The sequence below is a fragment of the Phycisphaeraceae bacterium genome (assembly GCA_019636655.1).
GTDB lineage: Bacteria > Planctomycetota > Phycisphaerae > Phycisphaerales > UBA1924 > JAHBXB01.
Map to the genome: position 1 here is coordinate 131,191 of JAHBXB010000002.1, position 26,873 is coordinate 158,063.

Below are 26,873 nucleotides of genomic sequence, written 5' to 3' on the forward strand. Positions count from 1 at the left end.
TGCTGAGAGGTACACCCTACCACCAACGCGACAAAAGTCGAGAAAATACCGGACGATGTATCGTGGACCGGGCCTCGGCCAATCCTTTACCGCCCGGGCACTCTTGAAGTTCGGTCACAGTTCCGGCCGGGTTTCGAGTGAGGTTGACTCCGACCCCAAAAACCCGCTACAGGATCAAAGAAAGAGGGCAGGCGCCCCAGGCGTCCGCCCTCAGATCAGTCGTGGTTATCGGAATGACGATCGCAGACTGTTTGCGTCGAAGGCTCTTACTCGCGGTCCGGCTCACCGGTGGCGACCGGCTGCGTGTCCACACCCGGATCAACCGGCTGCGCGGCCGTCGCGGTGCCGGGGATATCGACGGCGGTCAGGATGTCGATCTCCCTGGGAGTCACAATACTGAGCCGCAGCGCGTCGTCAAAGCGGGCCTCGCCCTGAACGCCGATGACCCGCCCGAGCTTGCCGTCGAGGTCGATCGGCCCGCTCGGCGAGAGGTAGCCAATGGTGCGGGCAAACCCGGACTCAAGGGATTGGACACGGTACATCTTCGGGAGCCGCTTGCCGTCGTACACGGTGCTGGGGACCAGCCGTCCGACCATCACGTACTGACGGTTCTTCTGCAGTTCGGCGACAACCAGCCCCAGCCGCGCCTCCTCGTCGAGCACGGTCCGCGATTTTGCAGTGGACGATGCGAGCGATTCCTGCACCTGCTGACGGAGGCGGAGCACTTCAAGCCGGGCATTCAGGAACTCGATCGTCCGCCGGTCCCCACCCTGGGACTCGAGCGCGGCGATCGCCCGCTCAAACTCGGCGATCACCGATGGCAGCTCGGCGTTCTTTCCCGACTGGGCCTGCTGGTATACCGACTGGAGCTGCTCCACCGTGCCGATGCGGCGTTCGGCGGGCTTGACCTCCAGCGGCTCGGTCGCGATGGCCGGCGTCGCCGGTGCGGGTACCGGGTTCACAGCGACCGGAGTCGCCGGGGCAGTCGTCGTCTCCGGGTTCGCCGCGGGCGTCGGGGTGGCCGCAATCGGCTTCTCGGGCGTGACCACCGGCGTCGTGACCGGAGCCGCGGGCGGTGTGGCCGGGCCGAGCGTCGCCGCGGCGGCGGTAGCTTCCTCGGCCGTCGCTGCACGGACGGAGTCCTCTTTGACGAACGCGCGTGCCTCGGCGGGGGCCGGCACAAGGTAGCCGTAGACCTTGCCGTCGGGAGTCTTCAGCGACTCGATGACTGGGAAACGAGCGCCGACAGGCTGCTCATCCTCAAGGAGGTAGCGCCAGTTCGCACGCTCGCCGCCTGAGATATTCACTGCCCAGATCGTCGACGCCTTGGTGAGCCGCACGGCCTTTCCGCCGTCCTCGACCGCCGCGTCGGTGGCCTTGACAAAGCCCTTGGAACCTCGCGGGTATTCGACGCGAAGCCAGTGATCATCGGTGCGACCGTCAACCCGGAGAGGCTGGCCGGATTTGAGCATCGCGACGGCGTAGTACACCAGGCCGGGGCCGGACTTAAGCGGCACGCCGTTGCTGGTGGGGACCACGAAGTATGGGTCGATCACCTTGACCGGCTGCGTCTGGGCCCAGGCGGGCGCGGCGAACGGGAGCGGAGCAAGGAAGCCGGCGACGGCAACGAGTGCGATCGCGGCGGAGCGGGAGAGGAAACGCGGGCGCTGGGGCATCATGCTAAAGACCTCCGTGTCGGTGCGAAACAGGCGTCTATCCTACCGCGCGCGGGGCGGCGTGTCACAACCGACACCTCCTAACCGGGGAGGTCGGGGGTGTCGCAAGGGACGGCGGGACACACGGAAGCGCGCGGCATGGGTGGATGTGTTATCCTCCCCGTTGGCTGGCGGGTCTGGCGCCCCGCACTTGATTGGATCGACCGAATCCCGGGCCCAACTTTGATGATCGGACAGGCGTTGCGAATGGCGGGCAATCGGACGGGTGTACGGTCGGGTTGCGGCATGCGGTGGGCCTTCTGGGGGGCGGCGTCGCTGGCACTGGCCGGCTGTGCCTCCCCGCTTTCTGAAGACAACTCGACGGCCCTTCGGCGGTCGATCGTCCAGTCCGCCGGGCGGGAACTGGTCCAGGCCCAGAAGTACACCGATTTGATGACCACCACCAGGGACCCCCAGGTACCCAACCTGGGGCTCAAGCCCGAGATCCGGAACGAACTGGAGCGGACCACGGGGCTCGCATCGTTCAAGGGGACGCCGCTGGACCTTGGGCCGTCTCTGCTCCCCGATGGCGCCCGGCAGACCGCCCCGATTACCCTTGAGCGGGCCATCGCCTCCGCCGTGGCGAACAACCTGGATGTCCAGTTCGCCCGGCTGGCCCCAGCCATCGCCGGTGACCGAGTCGTCGCGGCGGAAGCGGCGTTCGACTGGGTCATGGTGGGCACCGCTTCCTGGAACAGCCAGGACGAGCCCCGGATCTCAACATCCCTGACCGGCGGTGTGACCTCCACCCAGCAGCAGGTCGCCAATGAGACGTTCGGTTTCCGGCGTCGGCTGACGACCGGTGGCCAGTTCCTCGTCCAGCAGGGCTTCACGTACACCGACTCGCAAACCCCCCAGTTGCTCCAGGTGCCTGATCCGGCCTACGAGCCAACCATCACCCTCCAGCTGGATCAGCCGCTGCTGAGAAACTTTGGGTCCGACGTGGCCCTGGCGCAGGTCCGTCTCGCACAGAACGCGGAGCGGGACGATGTCCAGCAACTCAAAGCCACGCTGATCAAGGCCGTCGCCGACACCGAGGACGCGTACTGGAACCTGGCACTGGCCCGTCACCAACTCAAGATCTTCGAGCGGCTGTGGGAGCAGGGCGAGGACGTCCGCCGGAAACTCGAGGCCCGCCGCGGCTTTGACGTCAAGCAGACGCAGTACACCCAGGCCCTCTCCGCGGTGCAGTCCCGCAAGGCCCAGATCACGCGAGCACAGCGGTCGCTGACAGAGGCCAGCAACCGGCTCAAGCAACTGATCAACGACCCCGAGTGGACCATTGGGTCCGAGACGCTGCTCCTGCCGGCGGACGTCCCGATTGATGCGCCGGTGCAGTTCAACCTGGCCGATGCCGCGATGCTCGCGCTGCAGAACCGACCGGAGATCCAGCGGGCCATCATCTCGATCGACGACACGGCCATCCGCCTGCAGGTAGCGGACAACGCCCGTCTGCCGCTGCTGGATCTGCGGGCGCAGACCCGCTTCAGCGCTCTTGGCGACAATCTCGGCAACTCGTACGACAACCTGCTGGAAGGGAACTTCGTCAACTTCCTGGTGAGCCTGAACTTCGAGGCCCCCATCGGCAACCGCGCCGCCGAGGCGGAATACGGTGCGCGGCGGCTGGAGCAGAACCAGGCGGTGATCGCGTACCGCGCCGCGGTGACAGGCGTGGTCGGCGAGGTCAAGACCGCGCTGACGCAGGTGGTCGCCGCGTACACCCTGATCGAGCAGTCTCACGCGGCCCGCCTGGCCTCGGCGGAGGATCTGCGGGCGCTGCAGATCGAGGTCGAGAACCTCCAGGGGTACACCCCGGAGAGCCTGGACCGGACCCTGCGGAGCCAGGAGCGGCTTGCGGCTTCGGAGCAGGAAGAGATCCAGGCGCTGCTGGACTACAACACAAGCCTCTCGCGGCTGTTCACGGCGATGGGCACCTCGCTGGAGCGGAACCGGATCACCTTCGACGTGCCCAACGTGCCGCAAACCGCGATCCGCAGCCCGTTCAACCCGTTCTACTCGATGCCGTAGCGCGGGCCACAATAATCACACATGCGTCACGACGACCTGGCCCGTGCCGTTGAGATCCTCCGCGCCGGCGGCGTGGTCGCGTTCCCGACCGAAACGGTCTATGGCCTCGGGGCCGATGCTCTTTCGGCGAACGCCGTGCAGCGGGTGTACGAACTCAAAGGCCGGCCCGCACACAACCCGCTAATCGTGCACGTCACCGGCCGCGACATGGCCGCCAGGGTCTGCTCCGGATGGAACGACGACGCCGAGTCGCTCGCGCGGGCGTTCTGGCCCGGGCCGCTCTCGATCGTCGTCCCCCGCGGCCCGGGGTTGCCCGATGGGGTCACGGGGGGAGGTACGACCGTGGCCGTCCGGAGCCCGGACCATCCGATGGCGCTGGCCCTGCTGTTCGAGTTCGGCGGTCCGCTGGTCGGGCCGAGCGCCAACCTCTCGGGGCGGGTGTCGCCGACCACGGCCGAGCACGTGCGGCAGTCGTTCTCGGAGGAAGATGTGTTTGTTCTGGATGGCGGCGCGTGCCCGACGGGGATCGAATCGACCGTCGTGCTTATCGACGGGCAGACCATCCGTGTGCTCCGCCCGGGGGTGATCGGGGCGGCGCAGATCGCCAAAGTGCTGCGGAAGCTCGTCGAACCCGCAGGGAGCGCCGCCGCCGTAAGAACGGCGGATCGGGCGCCCCTCCCGAGCCCCGGCATGCTCGACACGCACTACGCCCCCGCGTGCGATGCCGTGCTGTTCGAGCCGCACGACTACGAGCGACTGCTCGCCTCATCCCGTGACGTCATCGTGATCCTGACACACGAGCCCCGGTCGGTCCCTCCGCCGCACCGGGTGCTGCAAATGCCGGCGGATGCAAACCGGTACGCCAAGGAGTTGTACGCGACTCTTCGCGCGGCGGACGAGACGAAGCCCTCGTTGATCGCCGTAGAGCGTCCACCGCCCGCCGACCCCATCAACCCCGATGCAGAGATCTGGGAGGCGGTCCTGGACCGACTGGCTCGGGCGACGCGGCCGTTCCGTTAGACCGGTGCAATCGACCGCCCGCTCATCCCATCAACGGCTTGATTCCAAGAGCCCGGCGGATCCCGCTGACCTGGCCGCTGTGCCACCCTTCGTGCCACGCGGCTTTCTCCAGGGCGTCGAGCCGGTCACGGCAGAAGCCGCCCGTGTCGACCGCACAGGGCGCGGTGAGCATCGCATCTGGGAGCGAGAGGGCGCCGGCGAGCATGGCGTCGAACGAGGCATCGAAGGCCTTCCGCACCTCGGCGAAGGGTGGGTAGGCGTTGGCGTCGGGGACCGGCTTGGTCCCGGAGCCGAAGAGCGTGTTGAACTCCGGCGGGAGCGCCGGCGCCGAGACACCAAGCGCCGTAGCGAACCAGGCGTACGTCGCCGCGAGATGGCCGATGGTCCACAGCACGTGGTTGTCGGTGGGCGAAGCCTGGAAGGTCACTTTGTCGAGCGGGAAGTCCTTGATCATGTCAACGAGCATGGTGTGAGCAAACCGCAGGGAGGTGACGGCACGATCCCTGCTCGCCGCGGGCGGCGCGGCGGCGCGGAGCCGGCGATGAGCGCCCGCACGCCGGGGCGAAACCTTGCGGCGTGATCGGCCGGTCTTGGGTGCCGGCTTGCGCACCGGTCGGCGGGCCGGCTTCGCGGATGCCTTGGTTGCCTTGCGAGCGGACTTCTTCCGACCTTTCTTCTTCGCCATACCGTGGACCTCCGGCCGCATGATAACGAGGCCGGACGCCGACGCTCGACTTCGCAAACGCCCATGGACCCAAGCGGCACCCTCGATCGACCGATCGACGACTATCCTTCGCGCCCGCGCGTCGGGTACCAGTTGGTCGTAACCCCCTGCAACAGGGGATCTTGAGGAGTTTTCCGCATGTCAGGCCGCCTGCCCATTGCCCTCGCCCCCGGAGACGGGATCGGCCCCGAGATCATGGCCGCCGTGCTGGAGGTGTTTGAGAAGGCCGGCGTCAATGACCACCTCGAGTTCATCCCGGTGGAAATGGGACGCGCGGTGTTTGAGCAAGGGAACACCCGAGGTCTGACCGACGGCGCCATCCGGACGACCGAGGATTGTGGCGTGCTGTTCAAGGGCCCGATGGCCACACCCAAGGGGGGTGGCGGCAAATCGATCAACGTGACGGCGCGGAAACTGTGGAACGCATTCGCGAACCTGCGGCACTTCATCACGCTGCCGGGCGTCGAGACGGTGTACTCCCGCGCCGGGATCAACGTCGATTTCTACGTGGTCCGCGAGAACATCGAGGATACCTACGGCGGGATCGAGCACCGGCTGAGCAACGACGTGATGCAGTGCAAGCGGCTGATCTCCGCGCCGGGATCGGACGACGTGCACCGGTTCGCGTTCCACACAGCGCGCCGGCTCGGGATCAAGTCCGTGTTCTGCGGCCACAAGGCCAACATCATGAAGCTGACCGACGGGCTCTTCCTCGACCGGTTCCGGGTCGCGGCGAAGGAGTTCCCGGAGATCACGACGGGCGACGTCATCATCGACGCACTGTGCATGAACCTGGTGCTCAAGCCGCAGCAGTACGAGATGATCGTGCTCCCGAACCTGCAAGGCGACATCGTGAGCGACCTCGCGGCGGGGCTCGTCGGCGGGCTGGGCTTTGCGCCCTCGGCCAACATCGGCAACAACATCTCGATCTTCGAGGCGGTGCACGGGACCGCTCCGGACATCGCGGGGCGCGGGGTCGCCAACCCCACGGCGCTGCTGCTGTCCGGGTTGATGATGCTCCGGCACCTCGGGCTGCTGCGGCAGGCCGCGATTATCGAGAACGCCCTGCTGAGCGCCCTTGAGTCCGGCGTGCACACCGGGGATTTCGGCAGCCCGACCGTCCCGCCGGTCGGCACGCGGGACTTCGCCGCGGCGATCATGGACCGGCTAGGCGGGACGCCGAGGACGGTCCCCGCGAGGACGGTCCCGGAGCAGGGCTCGCCGACGTTCAAGCGCGGTCCACGCCCCGTGAGCCAGCCTGTGGTCCGCACCTTCCAGAACGTCGTGAGCCACGTCGTTGGGTGCGACATCTACCTCGATACCCGGCTGAGCACGATCGAACTGGCGGAGCAGATGAACCGGCTGTGCGCCGACTCCCCGTTCCAGCTCACGCTCATCAGCAACCGCGGCACGCAGGTGTGGCCGACGGGCAGCGTGTTCACCGAGTGCGTGGACTACTACCGCGTTCGGTTCGAACTCCGCGACGGGATCGGCGCCGGGGCGTTCGGGCAGGGCCCGACGATCGCCCTGCTGGACCGTGTCGCGGAGAAGTTCATCGTGTGCACGTACGAACTGCTGCGTGTCTTCGACGGGCAGAAGGGGTACTCGCTGGCGCAGGGGCAGTAGTCGCCGGTCGACCGCGGCGAGGCTACGAGCACCCGCCGCCGGTGAGACCGCCGAGCCAGGCGCCAACAAACGATGCGAGGTCCACCGGTTCCACGGCGCCGTTGCCGTCGTAGTCCCCGTCCAGGACGCCTTGCTCGATGCTGCGGCGCCACTCGAGCACGAACGCCGCCACATCCGTCGGCGCGAGCGTGCCGTCGCGATCCCAGTCGGAGCGGCAGCGCGATGCGGCCAGGCGGATGACCGTGTCGAAGCACTGCCGATTGTTGCGGTCCAGTTCCAAGTCCATCGAGTCCGGACTGGCGGGCACCTGACCTTCCCCCTGGAAGTGGAACACCTCCGTGTTGCTCAGCGCCAGGTCCACACCCATGAACTCTGTCGGCACGAATGGACTGTACTGGAAGTTGCCCGAGCCGGTGTACTGACGCTGGGCGACCGGCGCATCCAGGATCATCGCGCGGACCTCGTAGAAATCGAACACATCGCCGATCGCGACCCGGGCCAGAACGAACGATCCCTGGATTGGTCCAAAGTCGGAGATGGGGCACAAGCAGGGGTCATAGCAGCCCTCGGTCAACAAGGCGGGCGCTGAAACCCTCCACAGGCCGCTGCGGTCCGTTGGGTCAACCTGGGCATGCGCGATGCAGGTCGCGCCGAGGACGGCCACGCCGACTGGAAGTGCGGTTCGCAGTGACATGCAGGGGCCTCCTGATTGTGGTTGCAACACACCCCGAGCCCCGCTTCATCTCAAGTGATAAGTGTACCGGCGGAATCACCAGTGGTGCAGCAGACCCACCCTACGAACGTTCAGCGACCGGCCGAAGCCGTCCCAGCCGGCCGACGCGCGGCGATCGGCAGGATTGCATCGCCGCCCACGGGATAGGGGCTGCCCCCCGGCAGGACATCGCCGCAGTAGGTCCGCTCGAGTTCCGCCGCGTGCTCCGCCATGTCCTTGGGCGGACGCACGTTCGCCCTCAGGCGGTTGAGCCGCTCCGGTCGCGCCACGATTCCCGCGATCTGGTCGGCCAGCGAGGCGGCGTCGTTGCCGCGGAAGAGCAGCCCGTTGTGGTCGTGCCGAACAAAGTCGGGGATACCGCCGAGAGCCGCGCCGAGCACCGGCACGCCGCAGGCAAATGACTCGAACACCGTCTGGGGTCCCGGGTCCCACCATGTGCTCCCGACATAGGTGAGGTCCTTTCCACCGAGGCACCAGGGGATGTCGTGGATCTGGTAACCGTGCGCCGTGCTGAGGCGCGCGAGGCGCGGCTCAAGGCGTCGGAACCGCCACTCGATCGTCTCGCCGCCCAGGGCGAACACCGAGAGGTCGATCGCCCGCGACACATCAGCGCTGAGCAGCCCGAGCGCCTCGGCGAGCAGGGGCAGGCCCTTGTTGAAGTGGTTGTACCCGAGGAATACGAGCCTGACCGGCCTCTGCTGCGTCGCCGGACGCTCGTCAAACGGCGGAGGATCGAACAGCAACTCCCGGTGACGCCGTGCGACACCCACGATCCGCGATCCGATCGGCATGGTTTCGATCCGGTCGCCGGGGACCCCCATCGACGCGTACATCTCGCGGACAAAAGAGGAGACCGCCAACACCTTGTCGCAGGACGCGAGCATCTCGACCATGGCGCGCCGCCGCGTGGCGTAGGCGTTCCCTGGGGCGCCCAGCGCCCGCGGCTGCAGGATGTTGAGCACCGGCTTGTCGCGCGGGTCTCGCACGGGTGGCGCCGAGCGTTCGAACGCGATCGCCGCCGCCTGGCCTCGCGATTCGTCGCCCCGGTGCGGTCGGGCGCCGCGCACATCGGCCGCCTCCACGACGGGCCGGCCGGGAAGATAGATGCCGCCATCGGGCCCCGCTCGCAGCCGCCGCACGTCCAGGGCCGCGTGAGCCACCCGCGCAGCCTTCACGATGATCCGCTTGGGCCACGAGAGTTCGTGCTTGAACGACCCCCACTCGGCCCGCAATCGCTCGCCCGCGCCCGCGGCGGACTCCTCGGCGTGCCGCCGCTGGTAGTCCGCCTCGCGCCTGGCCCGCTCAACCGCGGGCGGCTCGGACTTCACGCACGTCTCGCACGAACGCCCGGCGTCAAAGTCGTGGCAGGCCCACCGGTGCTCGCGTGTCAGCGTGACCTGCGGGCACAGGGTGTGGTAGTTGTGGAGGCTGTAGATCACCCTGGCGCCGGAACGCTTCGCGGCGCTCACACACCCGGCGCTGAAGCCTTCGACGTTGTGCCAATGCACGGCGTCGGGCCGCAGCGTGCAGAACAGATTCGAAAGAACTCGCTCCAGTTCCGGTTGGGCGATCTCGCCCGCAGGCTCGGCGAACTGCGCCATTGACGGCGCGAGCACCGGCGAGTTGATGACCTCGAAGATCCGGACGCCCAGCCAATCGTCGTGACGTCGCACGAAACAGTGTCGCGGACGCGGCACATACACCAAACCGCCGAACAGACTGACCACCTCGTGCCCGCGCTCCACCAGTTCCAGTGCGAGCGATTGGCAATAGCCGTTGACACCACCACCGAATCGGGCTCCATCCCAGATCGGGGCCCAGTTGACCAGAACGATGCGCATGGTGACACCTAAGCATACCGCGTGCCATGGCCAGTATTGGCCAAAGTGGCGGGCCCGGCGTTTCCGCCGGGCCACGCCCTGCCCCAAGCCCCCACAAGAGTCCAGCCGATCGGCCGCGCGTCAAAGGCCTCGCGGCTGGACAGCCCACGACGACCCGGCGCTAGTCCGCCCAGAGATTGACCGAACCGGACGACCCGGTCGTGAGCGTGCCTGTGTTGACCGGGAGCGATGCCACCGGCCTCAACAGCGCGTTCGACTTGAGCCTCCCGTCCGTCTGAATGGAGGCACTGGCGTCGTCCTGCTCATCGACAAACAAGTTGTCGGCGACGGTGAGCGGGCCGGACCCCGAGGCGTTTCGCCGGTAGTTGACGCCGTCAGGCGCCGGCTTGGTCTCGAAGGTGACGTGCCCGTCGTTGTAGCCGATGTTGCCCTCCCAGGTGTTGCGCCCGCCGTGGATCAGCAGGGTGTTGGACGTCACGCCAGGGACCGGACTTGTCGGCGAGTTGAGCGTGTAGCGCCCGGAGGTCGGCCACACGATCTCGCTGTACCCGGGCCCGCGGTTGCCGATGACCGCCTCGGTGGTCGCGAACGTGCTGCTCCACCGGGAGAGCCTTCGCCCCAGCGGGATCTGGTGCGCGTACGACTGGTGCGCCACCTTCACGTTGCCGTCCAGGCGGCGGTACGTCCCTGGATCGACGGGCGTGCCGGCGAAGCCGGGGTCCCACATCGCGCCCGAGCCGTTGGCGGGGACGCCCCCGGCCGCGGAGACGGCCTCCGGGTTGGTGTACTGATACCGCTCGTCCCGCTTCACCTGGCCGGTGTTGGACTCCGACGGGCTGACCGCCATCTCCGGCAGGAACGCGCCGTTGAAGATGAGGATGGACAGGATGTTCCCGGTGTTGTCTTTGCTGGCGCCGCTGCTGGAGGCGATGGTGCCGTCTCCCGCATCGTGCCGCGACGGCAGTGGGTAGGAATCCGAGTTGGCCTGAGCGAAGACAATCATCCCCTGCATGACCGACCGGACCTGGTTCGCATCCTTCAGGGCCCGGGCGGCCTGCGTGGCCCGGCTGAGCGCCGGGAGCAGCAGGCCGACGAGCAGTGCGATGATCGAGATCACGACGAGCAGTTCGATAAGCGTAAATCCGCGTTGAATTGGAAGACCTCTGGTCTTCATTGGTTGTCCTTTCGACGTTGGTTGCCGACATCACAGCGACACGCCCCCCTCCCCTAAGAACCCTCGTGCGCAGACCGATCGCGCCGACGATCCCGGGCGCCCGTGACCGGGGCGCGGCGATCGCGCATGAGGTGCGTGGCTCGATCCGCCGCGTGAACTCGACGACAATCGCTGCCGCATCACGGGCGTTAAGCCGGTCGGGTTGTCGACGTGTGGGGGCCTCGTCGCGGGAAGAACGCGGGTGACGCGATGGTCACCATGAGGACGATGGGTACAGGATGCTGCGACGCTCCTGGCCCTGCGCACGCCACTCTGCACGTGCAGTCAAACGGAATGTCATATAACAGTCCGATGACCGGTCGGTCCGCGGTTGCATCAGGTCAGCCAGAAGTTGCAAGATCTCGATCGGAACGGTTGCCGGAACCGGAACGTCAGTGGCAGCCGCAGCCCTGGCCGCAGCCGCCCTCGGACTCCGGCTGGTCCTGCCGGATCACCCGCCGGATGCCGTCCTTGGACTCGATGACCAGTTCGTCGCACTCGTGCAGGAACAGGCCGTGGTCCACCACGCCCGGCATCGCGTCGAGCACCGCGGCGAGCTCCTCGGGGTCGTAGTCGCCCATCGTGACATCAATCACCAGGTTCCCGTTGTCGTTGAGGAACATCTGGCCGTCGAGCCCGCGCCGGAAGACGCCGTTGAGACCGGCCTCGCGCAGGTGCCGCCGGATCGACGACAACCCGAAGGACTGCACCGCGACCGGCAGCGTCGCACGCGTGCCGAGGCGGTCGACCAGCTTGACATCCGTGATCATGTAGATCCGCCGGTCCGCCGCGGAGGCGACGATCCGCTCGCGGACGAACGCCCCGCCCGCCCCCTTGACCATCCGCAGGGCCGGATCGACCTCGTCGGCGCCGTCGAAGAGCAGGTCGATCCGCTCGACCATGGTGAAGTCGATGACGTTCAGGCGATGGGCCCGGGCGAGCGTCTCGGTGGCGTGGCTCGTCGGCACGCAACGGACGTCGAGCTTCTCCTCGCGCACGCGATCGGCCAGGGCGAGTACGCCGCGGGAAGCGGTGCGGCCGGTTCCGAGCCCGACGATCATTCCGGATTGGACCTCGGCGACGACGGCTTCGGCCAGGGCATCGGCGGTGTTGGGTTCACGATTCAAAGCGGATCCCCTGTGCGAGTTCGAACTTGCCGGAGAAGTTGATGGTGCACGTCTGGCGGCGCATGTACGCCTTCCACGAATCAGATCCCGATTCCCGTCCCCCGCCCGTGTCCTTCTCGCCGCCGAAGGCCCCGCCGATCTCGGCCCCGGAGGTCCCGAGGTTGACGTAGGCCAGGCCGCAGTCGCTCCCGGCGCCCGAGGGAGCCAGGAACCGCTCCATCGAGCGGATCGATTCGGTGAAGATCGCCGATGCGAGGCCCTGGTCCACGCTGTTGTGCAGCGCGATGGCCTCGTCGAGCGTCTTGAAGGTGAAGACGTACAGGATCGGGGCGAACGTCTCCTCCTGCGCGATCGGCAGGGTGTTCGACGCCGGCGCCCGGATGAGCGTGGGCTGGACGAAGTGGCCCTTGAGGCCGCCGGGCAACGCCCGTTCCCCGCCCGCGAGCACCGTGCCCCCCTGCTCCTTGGCCGTGCGCACCGCGTGCAGGTACTGCTCTACCGCCCGCTCGTTCACCAGCGGACCGACGAGCGTGCCGGCCTTCATCGGGTCGCCGATCCTCGCCGCAATCTGCCCGTAGGCACCGGCGATCCGGGCCACGAACGACTCGGCGATCTTCTCGTGGACGATCAGCCGGCGCGTTGTGGTGCAGCGCTGGCCGGCCGTGCCGACGGCGCCGAAGACGATCGTCCGCAGCGCCAACTCCTGGTCCGCATCCTCGTTGACGATGATCGCGTTGTTGCCGCCGAGCTCCAGCAGCGTCCGCCCCAGGCGACCCGCCACGACCTGCCCGACGCGCCGGCCCATCCGGCACGAGCCCGTCGCGCTGATCAGCGGCAGACGCCGGTCCGCGATCATCCGCTCGCCCACCACCTCGTCGGTCCCCATCACCAGGCGGAAGACGCCCGGATGCCCCATCGTCGACGCCACCCGGTCCGCCAGCGCGTTGGTCGCGATGCTCGTCAGCGGCGTCAGCAGGCTCGGCTTCCAGATCACCACATCCCCGCACACCGCCGCGAGCATCGCGTTCCACGCCCACACCGCGTTGGGAAAGTTGAACGCCGTAATGACCCCGATCGGGCCCAGCGGCAGCCACTGCTCCAGCATCCGGTGGTTCGGACGCTCGCTCGGCAGCGTCGCCCCGTAGAGCTGTCGGGAGAGGCCTACCGCGAAGTCGGCGATATCCACCGATTCCTGCACCTCGCCCACCCCCTCGGCCTTGATCTTCCCCATCTCCGTGCTGACCAGCGAGCCCAGGGCCTCGCGGTGGCGGCGGAACTCGTCGCCGATCGCCCGGACGACCTGCCCACGGACCGGGGCCGGAACCTCCCGCCACGCCCGGAACGTCTCCGTCGCCTCTGCAATCGTCGTTTCGTACGACTCGGCCGTGTCGAGCCGGGCCCCGCCGAGCACCTCCAGCGTCGCCGGGTTCACTGATGCAACGACGCCTGTGTCGGGCTTCTCACGCCCGGAGACCGAAGCGACGAATCGCGGATCGTCGGTGACACCCAATTGACGAAGAAGATCTGAGGGCATGAGCGGCATGTTAGGCGCGGCCAAGGCCCGGACTTGGGGGGTTCTGGGGTTCCTGCGGGCCCCGGACGCCCGGGGGTAGGATCGGCGGATGACGAGCGACCCGATCGTGCTGGCGACCGCGAATCCTCACAAGGTGGAGGAACTGCGCGAGATCTTCGCCCTCGCCGGCGTGCCGGTCGTGGGCCTCGCCGACCTCTCGGCGCCCGCCGGAGGCTTCCGCGAACCGGAGGAGTCCGGGACCACCTTCGAGGCCAACGCCGCGATCAAGGCGGCGTCGTACGCCCGTCAGACCGGTCGCACCTGCCTGGCGGATGACTCGGGGCTGATGATCGATGCGCTGAATGGACGCCCGGGCGTGATCTCCTCGCACTACAGCACCGATGGCCGCGAGACCGGCGCCTCCCGCGCCGAGCGAGACCGGCAGAACAACGAGCGGGTGCTGCGGGAGCTGGCCGGCGTGGAGCCCGAGCGGCGCACAGCTCGGTTTGTGTGCGTCATGGCGCTCGCCGGTGCGGATGGCTCCATTCTCGCGACGTCGCGCGGCGCCTTTGAGGGACGGATCGGGATCCCGCCGCGTGTCCCGAGCGGGACGAACGGGTTCGGGTACGACCCACTGTTCCTCGTCGCTCCCGGGTTTTCCCAAACCGGCGCGGAACTGGACGCGGCCGAGAAGAACCGGGTGAGCCACCGGTCGGGGGCGGCGCGAGAGATGGCCCTGCTGCTGCGGTCAATGAGGAACAGGTAGCTCACCGGGCTGGCCAGTACCTGGCATGGTCACGGGTGTGCGCGCGCCGCGAGCGCCCCGCGCGGCAAGGACGAGGAATTCTCAGATTCTTGTAACCGCCGCCGCCGCAGCGGCTTGCCCCGCTTCCGCCATGCACACGTGTCGAAGTTGTGCGCGCAGACGCGCACCTGGCCCCATGGGTAGGGCTGCTCGTCGCTGCCCATGATCGGCGTCAGCCCAACCGCACAAGGGACCAGCCAATGCAGCCACCCCCCAGTACCGCGTACCGCGACGACTCCCTTGACTGCTCCCGCCACGGGCTTACGCTACCGGCGTTCTTGGTGCCCCAAAGCCAAATGGCCGATGGGGCTGAAAAGGGAAGCGTGGTGCCGGCCCTGCATGTGCAGTGCCCATTCCACCGCGGACGCGCCGCCGTAAACAGGCACGAAACCGCGAGCCCCACCGATGGCCACTGCCCCCGCTCGCCGGGGACGGGAAGGCCGGGCTCGCCGCCTGAAGCCGGAAGACCTGCCAGGGACTGTTGCCGTGTCCGCCCTCGCGACCAAGGGGCGTCGGCGCTTCGCCCCGCGAGTTCCCCGCGGCGGCGCGCACCGACCATTCCCACTCCCCCACGCGAGGGCACCAAAGTCCCGGGGACCGTCGCGCGCGAATCGCGACGAAGCGGAGTCTGTCCCATGGTTCGAATCGGTGTTCTGTGCGCCGTGCTCGTCGCGGCGGTTGTGACCTCCCTTACCCCGGTGGCGTCCGCGACGCTCCCCCCCTACTCCCCCGTCGGCTCGTTCGCCCTGCCGTCGAGCGGCCCTTTTGACCTGCTTCCCGACGGCCGCGTCGTGCGGCTTGATGGATCGGATGTGTGGGTGCAGCAGGCGGTCAACTCGTCGGCGTACACGCGGGTCGGATCGGTTGCGCCTGGCGTGATCTCGTCGTTCGGAGCCTCCTTCGCCCGCATCAGCCCGGACGGGCAGACGCTGGCCATCGGCGACAACAACTTCGGCCCCGGCGCGAACGTGCTGCTCGTGGCCATGTCGTCGCTCCACACCGGCGTGCCCACCACGCCAGTGGCGGTTGCCTCGCCAAACCAGGAGGCCGCCTGGTCGGGGAACGGGTCGCTGTACGTCTCCGGCTTCGGCGCCGCCCCGGTGGTCAGCCGCATCGACGTCCCAAGCCTGAGCGCAACCACCGTGATCAGCGGGAGCGGGGCCTGGGGCGCCTCGGGCGGCGTCGCGATCGCCGACGGGCGCCTGTACACATCGGATGGATTCAACACCGCGGCGGGCGGGGCGCCGACGGGGAACATCCGAGCCTTCGCCCTCTCGCTCCTTGTCGGCGGGACGCCGGTGGACTTTGCAACAGGCATACTGGTGGCCGATGCCCTCTCGGGGGCAAGCCTCGGATTCGACGCCGGTGGACACCTGCTGGTCGGCGGTGGAGATTTCTTCTCGGGCTCGGACGACTTTGGTTACGCCGCGGTCATCGACTCTGACGCGATCCTGGCGGCACTTGCGGGCGGCCCGGTTGCGCCCGATGCCTCGGAGCTTCGGCTGAGCCCGGCGGGGTCCGGCGCGTACTACGCGACGCAGTTCAACCCCGTCACCGGCGAGTTGCTCGTCGTCGCGGACGGCACGGCGTACCGCTACGCGGTGCCCGCGCCACCGGCGGTCTTCGGCCTTCTCGCCGGGTTCGCCGCGCTCTCGACACGGAGGCGCCGCCATGCCTAGTTCGACCGGTTCGCTGCGCGCAGGCCTGATCGGGGCAGTCGCCGTGTGCACGGGGGCAGGTGCAACATGGGCGCAGTCCCCGTTCGCATCGCGAGTTCTCGAGTACCGCCCCGCGCCGGGTCAACTCGTCAACAACCCCGCGTTCAGCGACCCCGCTCGGGCCCTGGGGCCGCCGATCGGCGGGGGCGCTGATGCACCCGACAACTCGAAACTCGTGACCCTCGGCGGGTTCGGCGGGACGATCACATTCGGGTTCGAATCGCCGATCCCGAACCTGCCGGTCTCCGCCGGCAACCCGCGGGGCGTCGACTTCATCGTCTTCGGCAACGCCTTCTTCGTCTCCGGCGACACGAGCCGCCGCTACGCCGAGCCGGGGGTCATCGAGGTCTCGCGCGACACCAACGGCAACCACCTGGCAGACGATGCGTGGTACCTGATCGCCGGTTCGCACCTCGCGCCGCCGGTGGCGAAGACGACGCAGACCTGGGACACCAACACGGCGGACCCGACATTCCCGCCCTCCAACCCCGCGTGGATCCCCGGCTGGGCCTCCGGCGAGTTCCAGACCAGCGGCTTTGCGCTCCCCGCCGCGATGTTCCCCACCGGCCCGGTGCTGAACAACCCCAATGGACCGGCGTCCGTCGACGAGGGCGTGTGGGGGTACGCGGATTGCACGCCGACGATGGTGCTGGGCGATCTCACCGGCGACGGCGTGGCGGACGACCCCTCGCTCACGCCCGAGCGCTTCTACACCCGCCCCGACGACCCGATGGGCGTGGGTGTGCTGGCCGGCAGCGGCGGCGGCGATGCCATCGACATCTCCTGGGCCGTCGACGCGGCGACGGGCATGACCGCCTCCCTCCCATCGATCGACTTCGTCCGCATCAGCACGGGGAGCACCGTCGTCCACCCGGTGCTCGGCGAACTCTCAACCGAAGTGGGCGGCGTCGCGCGCGTCATCCCGGTCCGGCGGTCCGACTTCAACGGCGACGGCGAGGTCACACCGCTGGATGTGGCGGCGTTCATCAACGCGTGGGTCGCGGATCTCGCCGCGGGAACGCTTCAGGCGGACTTCGATCGCGACGGGGTGATCACGCCGACCGATATCGCGGTGTTCATCGGCGCGTGGTTCATTCAGGAGTAGGAGAGCCGGCGTGAGGCGTCGGGCGTTCACACTCATCGAGCTGCTCGTGACGATCGCCATCGTCGCGCTCCTGGTCTCGCTGCTCCTGCCGTCGCTGGCCGGGGCGCGGGAGGCTGCTCGCTCGGGCGTGTGCGCCTCCAACCTCCGCCAGATTATGACCGCCTCGGACCTGTACGCCTCCGACCACGCGGACCACATGCCGCCGGGCGCGGCAGACTTCCTCGTCAACCTCCAGCGCTGGCACGGCTCGCGAACCAGCCAGTCGGCGGCGTTCAGCCCCGAGGGCGGACCGATCACGCCCTACCTCGACGACTCGGCCGGCTCCAGCCGCTTGATCCGCGAGTGCCCCACGTTCGTGCCGACGCTTCGGCTGCTCCAGCAGGCCGGGTCGGGCGGGGGGTACGAGCGGGCGTGCGGGGGGTACGGGTACAACCTGCGATACGTCGGGGTGGTGCTGCGACGCGTATCACCCACGGTCCTGACTGTCGCCACCGACCGCGCGGGCTCACCCCGGCACCTCTTCGGCCGCCCCGCGGCAACGCTCGGCTTCGCCGACTCCGCCGCGCCCAGCGCGGGGGCTGCCGGCGTAATCGAGTACTCGTTCATTGAGCCCCGCTTCTGGGTCGATGCGCCGGGGGTCAGGACGGATGCGACGATGCACTTCCGGCACGGGGCGTCCGCCGGGAACCCCGGGAACGCGAACATCGCGTGGCTCGATGGGCACGTCTCGCCCGACGCCATGGCATTCTCCAGGCCCACGGAGTTCGAGGGGCTCGACTGCCGGAGCCGATCGCTCGGATGGACAGGCCGGGAGGACTCCAACATCCTGTACTCCGGAGAGTGAGCGTGGAATCGCCCGGGCCCGACATGCCGACAGGGGCGACACCGGTCGATCGGTGCGTCTGCCTCGGGCTGCCGTTCGAATACCTCCGCGGCGTAGCCCGGGCCGGCGGTCTGTCGTTCGCCCAGTTGCGAGCCGCCACCGGCTGCTCGACCGGGTGTTCGATGTGCGAACCGTACGTGCGGCTGATGCTGGCGACGGGTCAGACACGGTTCCCGATCATGTCCGAGGCCGACTTCCGACGCGCCGGCGTCGATCCGTCACCCGGAGCGGGGGAATGAAAAACGCCCCCGCGGTCGGCCGCGAGGGCGTTGGATTCAAGACTGTCAACCGATGGGCTCAGCCCTCGGTGCTGACGGGAGCGTGGCCGCCCACACCCACGCCGGGCATCTCAACCCGCGGGACGCCGACCTTGTCATTCCGGTCCGCCCCGAGTGCCTCGGCCGCCCGGGTGGCTTCCTCGAGCATCGTCGCCTCGTCGCCGTCGTCATCCGACTCGGGAAGGTCAACGAGCGGCTTGACGCGGATGGCCTGCCACGGCTTGAAGCCGGTGCCGGCGGGGATGAGGTGGCCCAGGAGGACGTTCTCCTTGAGGCCGACCAGCTCGTCGGTCGCGCCGCGGAGGGAGGCCTCGGTGAGGACCTTGGTCGTTTCCTGGAACGAGGCGCCCGAGAGGAACGACTCGCTCTGCAGCGAGGCCTTGGTGATGCCCAGCAGCAGGGTGCGGCCGGTCGCCGGGCGGGCCTTCTTGCCCTTGGCGCCGTCCTTGCCGGCGGCCTCCGCCTTGGCGTTGGCCTCGCGGACCTCGGCCTTGGTGACCATCGCGTCCTTGGGCAGATCGGTGCCGCCCGGCTCGGTGATACGGACCATCTCCGCGATCTCCGAGTTCCGGCGCCGGAACTCGAACTTGTCCACGACGTCGTGGGGGAGCAGGTCGGTGTCGCCGGGGTTCTCGACGCGGACCTTGCGGAGCATCTGCGCGAGGATGACCTCGATGTGCTTGTCGTCGATCACGACGCCCTGGGCGCGGTACACGTTCTGCACCTCGTCGAGCATGTACATCCAGAGCGCTTCCTCGCCCTTGATCCGCAGGATGTCGTGCGGCACCAGCGGGCCCTCGGTGAGGGCGTCGCCGGCCTGGACGTAGTCGCCGGTGTGGACGAGCAGGTGGCGGTCCTGCGGAACGTGGTGGTCCTTCTCGATCCCCGCATCGGAGATGACACGGATGGTCATCTTGCCCTTGCGCTTGTCGGAGTGGATCTCGACGCGACCCGAGATCTCGGCCATGACGGCCGGGTCCTTGGGCTTGCGGGCTTCGAAGATCTCCGTGACGCGGGGGAGACCGCCGACGATGTCCTGCGAGCCCGCGGCGGAGCGGGGCTGGCGGGCGAGCATGTGGCCGGCCTTGATCTCCTGGCCGTCGGTGACCTCGATGCGGGCCTTGGCGGGGAGGTAGTGGAAGTCCAGGATGTTGCCCTGGGGGTCGACGATGTTGATCTGCGGGTGCTTGTCGCCCTTGTGCTCGATGACAACCAGCGCCTTGCGGCCCTGGCCGGAGTCCTCCTCGCGGACCGTCTCGCCGATCTCGATGTCGACGAACTGGATCGTGCCCTCCTTCTCGGCGAGGGTCGGGAGGCGGTGCGGGTCCCACTTGACCAGGATCTGGCCCTTGCGGACCTCGTCGCCGGTCTTGACCATGATGTAGGCGCCGTAGGGAACCTTGGTCTTCTCCAGCTCGCGGCCCTTGGCGTCCATGATTGCCATCTCGCCGTTGCGCTTGAGGGCGACCATGACGTCGTTGCCGTCGTCGTCCTTGACCGCGACCTCGTTGCAGTCGCGTAGCTCGACCTTGCCGCCGTTGAGGGCCTGGTACTGCGTTTCCGCGGCGGATCGCTGGCCGATGCCGCCGGTGTGGAACGTACGCATCGTGAGCTGCGTTCCCGGCTCGCCGATCGACTGGGCGGCGATGATGCCCACCGCCATGCCGGGCTCGACGAGCTTGCCGGTGGAGCGGTCCATGCCGTAGTCGAGCACGGAGCAGCCGAAGCGGCTCTCGCTGGTGAGCGGCGAGCGGACCTCGACGCTCTCGATCCCGAGTTCGTCGATGCGCCGCGCGGTCTCCTCGGTGATCATCTCGTTCTCGGCGACCACGACCTCGTCGGTCCTGGGGTTGACCACCGCGCGCCGGGCGATGCGGCCGAGGACCTGCTCGCCGAGCGGGACGGCGACGTTCTCGCCCTTGTAGATGGCCCGCTTGATGATGCCGCGCTGGCTGCCGCAGTTGTGCTCGGAGATGATCACGGACTGCGCCACGTCGCAGAGCTTGCGGGTGAGGTAGCCCGAGTCGGCGGTCTTGAGGGCGGTGTCGGCGAGACCCTTGCGGGCACCGTGGGTGGAGGAGAAGTACTCGAGGATGTGGAGGCCCTCGCGGAAGTTGGCGCGGATGGGCGTCTCGATGATCTCGCCCGAGGGCTTGGCCATGAGGCCTCGCATGCCGGCGAGCTGCATCATCTGGCTGATGTTGCCGCGGGCGCCCGAGTCACCCATGAGGTAGACGGGGTTGAGGTACATGCGGCCGGTCTTGGCCTCGGTGGCCAGTTCGTTGCCGTCCGCATCGCGCCGGTCGCTCTTGAGGGTGGCGACGAGCTTCTTCGTGACCTCCTCGCGGCAGTGGGACCAGATGTCGAGCAGCTGGTTGTACCGCTCGCGCTCGGTGATGAGGCCTCGCTCGAAGTTCTTCTCGACGCGGTTGACCTTCTTCTCCGCGTCCTGGATGAGCTCCTTCTTGGCGTCGGGGATGCGGAGGTCGGTGATGCCGAAGGAGAGGCCGGCGAGGGTCGACTGCTTGAAGCCGATCTCCTTGAGGCGGTCGAGCAGGTCGATGGTCGCCGGGCGGCCGCAGATGGCGTAGCAGTCGTCGATGACGCGGGCGCACCCCTTCTTGCCCAGGGCGCAGTTGTAGAAGGGCATGCCGCGTTCGAGGATGTCTGAGAACAGGATGCGGCCGACGGTGGTGAGGACCCGGCGGTCGGCGGCGAGGGGCTTGGGGGCCTTGCCCTGGTCGTCCACGACCGCGTCGAAGCCGTCGAGGCGGACATAGATCTGCTGGTGGATCGTGATCTTGCCCTGGTCGTAGGCGAGCATCGCCTCGCGCCGGTCCTTGAAGCGGGGGCGTTTGTTGTCGGCGACCTCGTCGGCAATGCCGACGGTGATGAAGTACACGCCCATCACGATGTCCTGCGACGGCGAGATGATGGGCTTGCCGTTGGCCGGGCCGAAGATGTTGTTCGTGCTGAGCATGAGCACGTGGGCCTCGGCCTGGGCCTCGACGGAGAGGGGGAGGTGGACGGCCATCTGGTCGCCGTCGAAGTCGGCGTTGAACCCGCCGCAGACCAGCGGGTGGATGCGGATGGCGTTGCCCTCGACGAGCACGGGCTCGAAGGCCTGGATGCCCATGCGGTGGAGGGTCGGGGCGCGGTTGAGCAGCACGGGGTGCTGGTAGATGACCTCCTCAAGCACGTCCCACACCTCGGGGTCGCGGCGCTCGAGCATGCGCTTGGCCGACTTGATTGTGTCGGCGAGCCCGTGCTCCTTGAGCTTGCGGATGATGAAGGGCTGGTAGAGCTCCAGCGCGATCTTCTTGGGCAGGCCGCACTGGTGCAGCTTGAGCTCGGGGCCGACGACGATGACGGACCGGGCGGAGTAGTCGACGCGCTTGCCCAGCAGGTTCTCGCGGAAGCGGCCCTGCTTGCCCTTGATCATGTCGGTCAGCGACTTGAGCGGCCGGTTGCTGGAGCCCAGCACGGGGCGGCGGCATCGGTTGTTGTCGAAGAGGGCATCGACGGCCTGCTGGAGCATCCGCTTCTCATTGCGGATAATGACCTCGGGGGCGTTGAGGTCCATCAGCTTCTTGAGGCGGTTGTTGCGGTTGATGATGCGGCGATAGAGGTCGTTGAGGTCGCTGGTCGCGAAGTTGCCGCTCTCGAGCAGCACGAGGGGGCGCAGGTCGGGCGGGATCACCGGGACCACGTCCATCACCAGCCACGCCGGGTCGTTCTCGGAGCCGCGGATCTGCTCGACGATCTTGAGCCGCTTGGCGAGGTCCTTGATGGTCTGCTTGCTGCGGGTGTTCTTGAGGTCCTCGCGGATCTCGCCGGCGAGGCGGTCCAGGTCGGTCCGCTCGATGAGTTCACGCATCGCATCGGCACCCATGAGAGCGCGGAAGGCGTTGCCGTACTTCTCCTGGGCGAGGCGGAACTCGTCCTCGGTCAGCATCTGCTTGAACTTGAGCTCGGTGTCGCCAGGATCGACGACGACGTAGTCCTGGAAGTAGATGACCTTCTCGAGGTCGGCGGTCTTCATCTTCAGCAGGTTGCCCAGGCGGCTGGGCATGGCCTTGAAGAACCAGATGTGGACGATCGGGGCGGCGAGGTTGATGTGGCCCATGCGCTTGCGGCGCACGCGCGAGTGGGTCACCTTGACGCCGCAGCGGTCGCAGATGATGCCCTTGTACTTGGTGCCCTTGTACTTGCCGCAGGCGCACTCGTAGTCGCGCTCGGGGCCGAAGATGCGCTCGCAGAAGAGGCCGTCCTTCTCCGGGCGGTAGGTGCGGTAGTTGATGGTCTCGGGCTTCTTGACCTCGCCATAGGACCACGACCGGATGTCGTTGGGGCTGGCGAGAGAGACCTTGATCGCCTGGAAGTCATTGATCCGATCGAACACGCCTTCAGCTGCCATGCGTTTCTCCAAGGTGGTGCGGCCGGTCGGGCCGCGGCTTCACCTGGTCAGGTCCTCGATACGCTCCGCCTCTTCCGATCCCGTCGTCGCCGTCCCGCCGGTACGCCCGGCCGCGGTCGGCCACCCGAAAACTCCGATCAGTCCGCACGCCACCAGGCCGATGCTCAGGGCCAGCGGGGCACCCATGGTTCCGGTCGCCGCGTTCGCGACGACCCCGGCGGAGCCAAGCGTCAGCCAGACCACGCCGAGGACCCTCCGGGCTCGCCGCTCCGGCACGGGTGCGGTCATGCGATCTCCTTTTCTACAGCACGCTCCCAGCGTCCGACCGCTTCTTCTCCAGTGTCACGTTCATACCCAGGCCCTTGAGTTCGTTGCACAGCACGTCGAAGGCGACGGGCATGCCCGCCTCCAGCGTGTTGGTGCCCTTGACCATGGACTCGTAGATCTTGGTGCGGCCCTCGACGTCGTCGGACTTGACGGTGAGGAGTTCCTGCAGGATGTACGCCGCGCCGTAGGCCTCCAGCGCCCACACTTCCATCTCGCCGAAGCGCTGGCCGCCGGTGCGGGCCTTGCCGCCCAGGGGCTGCTGCGTGATGAGGCTGTAGGGGCCCGTGGAGCGGGCGTGGATCTTGTCGTCGACCAGGTGGTGCAGCTTCAGCAGGTACATGAAGCCCACGGTGGTCTTCTGGGAGAAGGCCTCGCCGGTGCGGCCGTCGTGCAGCTGGATCTTGCCGCCGCGGGGCATGCGGGCGAGCAGTTCACGTGGGTGCGGCCAGGTGCCGGTCTTCTCGTACTGCTCGAGGCGGCGGGCGACGTCCTTGTTCGCCTCGTCCACGGCGGCGTGGACCTCCTCCTCGGTGGCCCCGTCGAAGACGGGGGTGACGGCCTGGAATCCCAGGACGTGGGCGGCCCAGCCCAAGTGGGTCTCGAGGATCTGCCCGACGTTCATGCGGCTGGGGACGCCCAGCGGGTTGAGCAGGACGTCGACGGGGGTGCCGTCCTCCATGAACGGCATGTCGGCCTCGGGGACGATTCGGGCGATGACACCCTTGTTGCCGTGCCGGCCGGCCATCTTGTCGCCGACGGAGAGCTGCCGCTTGGTGGCGAGGTAGACCTTCACCATCTCGAGCACGCCGCTGGGGAGCTCATCGCCCCGCTTCATGTGCCCGATCTTGCGTTCCTTCTCCTTGCGGTTGGCGACGATGCGGGGCCAGAACTGGCCGTGGAGGACCTCGGCCTTCTCCTTGATCTCCTTCGAGCCCTTGATCCACTTGAGATCGAAGTTCTCGATCTGCTCGAGGATGACCTCGGGCAGGTCGCTGGCGCCCACCTTCTGGCGGGTGGAGGGGTCGACCATCTCGGTGCCGACCACGCGGTTGATCTCGGCGACGAGCTCCTTGAACAGGACGATGACCTTGCGGTCCATGTCCGCGGAGTAGTCGTCCATCTCCTTCTGGAGCCGCTTCTTCTGGTCGGCGGAGAGGTGCATGCGGCGGCTGAACCGGCGCGCACCGATGACGATGCCCTCGACGCCCGCGGGGACCTCGAGGGAGTCGTTCTTCACGTCCTCGCCCGCGCGTCCGAAGATCGCGTGGAGCAGCTTCTCTTCGGGGGTCAGCTCGCTCTTGCTCTTTGGGCTCACTTTCCCGACGAGGATGTCGCCGGGGCCCACGCGGGCGCCGAGGCGGATGACGCCGTGCTCGTCGAGGTTCCGCAGCATCTTCTCGGAGACGTTGGGGATATCCCGCGTGAACTCCTCGCGGCCGAGCTTGGTCTCGCGGACCTCCACGTCGAAGGCGTCGATGTGGATCGAGGTGAACACATCGTCCTTGACGACGCGCTCGGAGATGACGATGGCGTCCTCGAAGTTGTACCCGTCGAAGGTGTTGAACGCGACGAGGACGTTCTTGCCGATCGCCAGCTCGCCCATCCGGGTGCTGGGGCCGTCGGCGAGGATGTCGGCCTTCTTGACCTTCTGGCCCAGGACCACGACGGGCCGCTGGTTCAGGCAGGTCCGCTCGTTGAGGCCCGCGAACTTGCGGAGTTCGTACTCGTCGGAGTTGTCGATCACGATGCGCTGGGCGTCGACGAACGTGACGGTGCCGGCGTTCTTCGCCCGAACCACCATGCCCGAGTTCTTGCCGATGTCGGCCTCCATGCCGGTGGCGATGATCGGAGGGTCGACCTTGATCAGCGGGACCGCCTGGCGCTGCATGTTCGAGCCCATCAGCGCGCGGTTGGCGTCGTCGTGCTCGAGGAAGGGGATCAAGGCGGCCGACACGCCGACGATCTGCTTGGCCGCGATGTCGACGAACTCGACCTGGTCGGAGCTGACCTCGGCGAGCTCGCCGTTGACGCGGGCCATGATCATGCCCGGCTTGAGCTTGCCGTCGCCGATGATCGCGTCGGCCGGGGCGAGCACCGCCCGCATCTCCTCGTCGGCTCGGAGCTCGACGATCTTGGAGGAGACCTTGCCCTCCTTGGCGACGCGGTAGGGCGTCCGAAGGAAGCCGTACTCGTCGATCGAGGCGAAGATGCCCAGGGAGGCGATCAGGCCGATGTTGGTGCCTTCGGGCGTCTCGATCGGGCAGATGCGGCCGTAGTGCGAGATGTGCACGTCGCGCACCTCGAAGCCGGCCCGCTTGCGGTTCAGGCCGCCGGGGCCCAGAGCCGACAGGCGGCGCTCGTGGACGAGGCTGCTCAGCGGGTTGGTCTGGTCGACAACCTGGCTGAGCTCGCTGCGGCCGAAGAAGAAGTCGATCGCGCTGGAGATGCTCTTGGAGTTCACCAGGTCGGCGATCTTGGCCAGCTCATCGGGGTTCTTGACGCTCATCCGCTCCTGCACGGTGCGGCGCAGCTTGAGGAAGCCCTTGCGGAGCTCCTCGACGGCCAGCTCGTCCAGCGTGCGGAGGCGGCGGTTGCCCAGGTGGTCGATGTCGTCCACCTGCGCGATCGGGCGGCCGGTCTTGGGGTCGGGGCGCTTGCTGCGGAGGTCCAGCAGGTACTGGATGACGCGCAGGAAGTCCTCGGCCTGGATGAACATCCGGTCCTCGGGGGTGTCGAGGCCGAACTTGCGGTTGATCCGGAAGCGGCCGACCTTGCCGAGTCGGTAGCGGTTTTCGTCGTAGAACTTCTCGAAGAAGAGCTGCTTGGCCTTCTCGACCTGCGGCGGGTTGCCGGGCCGCAGCTTCGAGTACACCTTGAGCAGGGCGCGGTCGTAGTCGCTGGCCCCCTCGAACTGCTCGAGCTTCTCCTCGGCCACGGTGTTGAGGATCAGCGTGTCGGAGGGGTTCTGAATGACGCGGACCTTCTTGAGGCTCGACGCCGCGATCTTGGCCGCGGCCTCCTCGCCGATGATCCGGCCGACGTGGACCAGCTCCTCGCCGGTCTCGGTGTCGACGATCGAATCGGCCGCCCAGTGCTCGGGGCGCACGGCCTCGGCCTTGATCTCCGTCACCTCGTAGAACAGCCGCAGCAGCGCATCGGTGGAGGAGACGGACTCGTCCAGGCAGCGCAGGAACGTCGTCGCGGCGAGCTTGGTGCTCTGGTCGATCCGCATCGCCAGAACGTCCTTCTTGGTCACCTCGAGCTCGATCCAGCTGCCGCGCTCCGGGATGATCCGGTTGGAGTGCAGCGGGCGGTCGCCCTCGGCGGAGACGATCGAGAAATCCACGCCCGGGGAGCGGTGGAGCTGGCTGACGATCACGCGCTCGGCGCCGTTCACGATGAACTCGCCGCCGCCCATCATGATGGGGAACTCGCCGAGGTAGATCTCCTCCTCGGCGACGTCGGGGTGACCTTGGCGGACGAGCTTCACGCGGACCTTGAACGGCATGCCGTAGGTCAGGCGGAGTTCGCGGCACTCGTCCGGGGTATACCGGGGCTCCTCGAGGGAGTAGTGCACGTATTCAAGCTGCATGGTCCCGTCGTACGATTCGATCGGGAAGACCTCGCGCAGCAGCGCCTCGAGACCGAGACTCTTCGTCCGGTCATCGGGGCCGTGCCCAAGCTGGAGGAAGCGTTCGTACGCGTCCCGCTGGACCCTGGTGAGATCGAAGACCGGAACCGCGTCGCCGCGCTTGGCAAAACTGCGCACCTTGGTCGCTGCCATCGATACCCTCGTGATG

General features: G+C 67.8%; 18 protein-coding genes and 1 riboswitch. Of the genes, 8 read left to right on the forward strand and 10 right to left on the reverse strand.

Translation table 11 applies throughout. The features are described from left to right. Positions 1-266 precede the first annotated feature (266 nt). A complete protein-coding gene (locus tag KF745_06025) occupies positions 267-1,679 on the reverse strand; it encodes a hypothetical protein (protein ID MBX3357968.1) in 1,413 nt (470 codons plus the stop codon). Between the two features lie 282 nt (positions 1,680-1,961). On the opposite strand from KF745_06025, the gene KF745_06030 reads away from it, so the two are divergent. Continuing rightward, entirely contained in the window at positions 1,962-3,743 is a 1,782-nt protein-coding gene (locus KF745_06030) for a TolC family protein (GenBank protein ID MBX3357969.1), read from the forward strand. 21 nt (positions 3,744-3,764) lie between these two features. Continuing rightward, positions 3,765-4,763 carry a threonylcarbamoyl-AMP synthase gene (locus tag KF745_06035; protein ID MBX3357970.1) on the forward strand — a complete coding sequence of 333 codons (999 nt, stop codon included), beginning with the start codon at positions 3,765-3,767 and terminating at the stop codon, positions 4,761-4,763. Positions 4,764-4,785: 22 nt separating this feature from the next. Here the strand turns inward: KF745_06035 and KF745_06040 are convergent, their stop codons facing one another. Then, a complete protein-coding gene (locus tag KF745_06040) occupies positions 4,786-5,448 on the reverse strand; it encodes a DinB family protein (protein ID MBX3357971.1) in 663 nt (220 codons plus the stop codon). A gap of 177 nt (positions 5,449-5,625) precedes the next feature. On the opposite strand from KF745_06040, the gene KF745_06045 reads away from it, so the two are divergent. Further along, the gene (locus tag KF745_06045; GenBank protein ID MBX3357972.1) at positions 5,626-7,113 is read left to right on the forward strand and encodes an NADP-dependent isocitrate dehydrogenase; all 1,488 of its coding nucleotides are present in this window, start codon (positions 5,626-5,628) and stop codon (positions 7,111-7,113) included. 22 nt (positions 7,114-7,135) lie between these two features. Here KF745_06045 and KF745_06050 read toward each other — a convergent pair whose 3' ends face one another. The 5 genes from KF745_06050 to KF745_06070 form a co-directional block, all read right to left on the reverse strand. After that, the gene (locus KF745_06050; GenBank protein ID MBX3357973.1) at positions 7,136-7,807 is read right to left on the reverse strand and encodes a hypothetical protein; all 672 of its coding nucleotides are present in this window, start codon (positions 7,805-7,807) and stop codon (positions 7,136-7,138) included. 110 nt (positions 7,808-7,917) lie between these two features. Then, on the reverse strand, positions 7,918-9,687 hold the full coding sequence (locus KF745_06055) for a glycosyltransferase (protein ID MBX3357974.1): 1,770 nt from the start codon (positions 9,685-9,687) through the stop codon (positions 7,918-7,920). Between the two features lie 160 nt (positions 9,688-9,847). Next, positions 9,848-10,861, reverse strand: coding sequence for a type II secretion system protein (locus tag KF745_06060; GenBank protein MBX3357975.1), 1,014 nt, complete (start codon positions 10,859-10,861; stop codon positions 9,848-9,850). A 431-nt stretch (positions 10,862-11,292) separates the two neighbouring features. Beyond that, entirely contained in the window at positions 11,293-12,027 is a 735-nt protein-coding gene (gene rpiA / locus KF745_06065) for a ribose-5-phosphate isomerase RpiA (protein ID MBX3357976.1), read from the reverse strand. After that, a complete protein-coding gene (locus KF745_06070; GenBank protein MBX3357977.1) occupies positions 12,017-13,561 on the reverse strand; it encodes an aldehyde dehydrogenase family protein in 1,545 nt (514 codons plus the stop codon). Before KF745_06070 ends, rpiA begins: the two co-directional genes overlap by 11 nt. A gap of 88 nt (positions 13,562-13,649) precedes the next feature. On the opposite strand from KF745_06070, the gene rdgB reads away from it, so the two are divergent. From rdgB to KF745_06095, 5 genes are all read left to right on the forward strand, one after another. Further along, entirely contained in the window at positions 13,650-14,306 is a 657-nt protein-coding gene (gene rdgB, locus KF745_06075; protein ID MBX3357978.1) for an RdgB/HAM1 family non-canonical purine NTP pyrophosphatase, read from the forward strand. 301 nt (positions 14,307-14,607) lie between these two features. Beyond that, positions 14,608-14,836: riboswitch (cobalamin riboswitch) on the forward strand. A gap of 144 nt (positions 14,837-14,980) precedes the next feature. After that, positions 14,981-16,024: a hypothetical protein gene (locus tag KF745_06080; protein MBX3357979.1), complete on the forward strand. Its 1,044-nt coding sequence runs from the start codon at positions 14,981-14,983 to the stop codon at positions 16,022-16,024. Next, complete coding sequence (locus KF745_06085; protein ID MBX3357980.1) at positions 16,017-17,168, forward strand: hypothetical protein; 1,152 nt, start codon at positions 16,017-16,019, stop codon at positions 17,166-17,168. The genes KF745_06080 and KF745_06085 overlap by 8 nt, the downstream gene beginning before the upstream one ends. Positions 17,169-17,178: 10 nt before the next feature. Then, positions 17,179-18,012 (forward strand): type II secretion system protein, encoded by an 834-nt coding sequence (locus tag KF745_06090; protein ID MBX3357981.1) that lies wholly within the window; start codon positions 17,179-17,181, stop codon positions 18,010-18,012. Between the two features lie 2 nt (positions 18,013-18,014). Then, on the forward strand, positions 18,015-18,290 hold the full coding sequence (locus tag KF745_06095) for a (2Fe-2S)-binding protein (protein MBX3357982.1): 276 nt from the start codon (positions 18,015-18,017) through the stop codon (positions 18,288-18,290). 58 nt (positions 18,291-18,348) lie between these two features. Here KF745_06095 and rpoC read toward each other — a convergent pair whose 3' ends face one another. The 3 genes from rpoC to rpoB are packed head-to-tail and all read right to left on the reverse strand — an operon-like array spanning position 18,349 to position 26,857. After that, positions 18,349-22,746, reverse strand: a complete 4,398-nt coding sequence (gene rpoC, locus KF745_06100) for a DNA-directed RNA polymerase subunit beta' (protein MBX3357983.1) — start codon at positions 22,744-22,746, stop codon at positions 18,349-18,351. Between the two features lie 39 nt (positions 22,747-22,785). Then, positions 22,786-23,034, reverse strand: a complete 249-nt coding sequence (locus tag KF745_06105) for a hypothetical protein (GenBank protein ID MBX3357984.1) — start codon at positions 23,032-23,034, stop codon at positions 22,786-22,788. Positions 23,035-23,047: 13 nt separating this feature from the next. Next, positions 23,048-26,857 carry a DNA-directed RNA polymerase subunit beta gene (rpoB, locus tag KF745_06110; GenBank protein MBX3357985.1) on the reverse strand — a complete coding sequence of 1,270 codons (3,810 nt, stop codon included), beginning with the start codon at positions 26,855-26,857 and terminating at the stop codon, positions 23,048-23,050. Between the last annotated feature and the right edge of the window lie 16 nt (positions 26,858-26,873).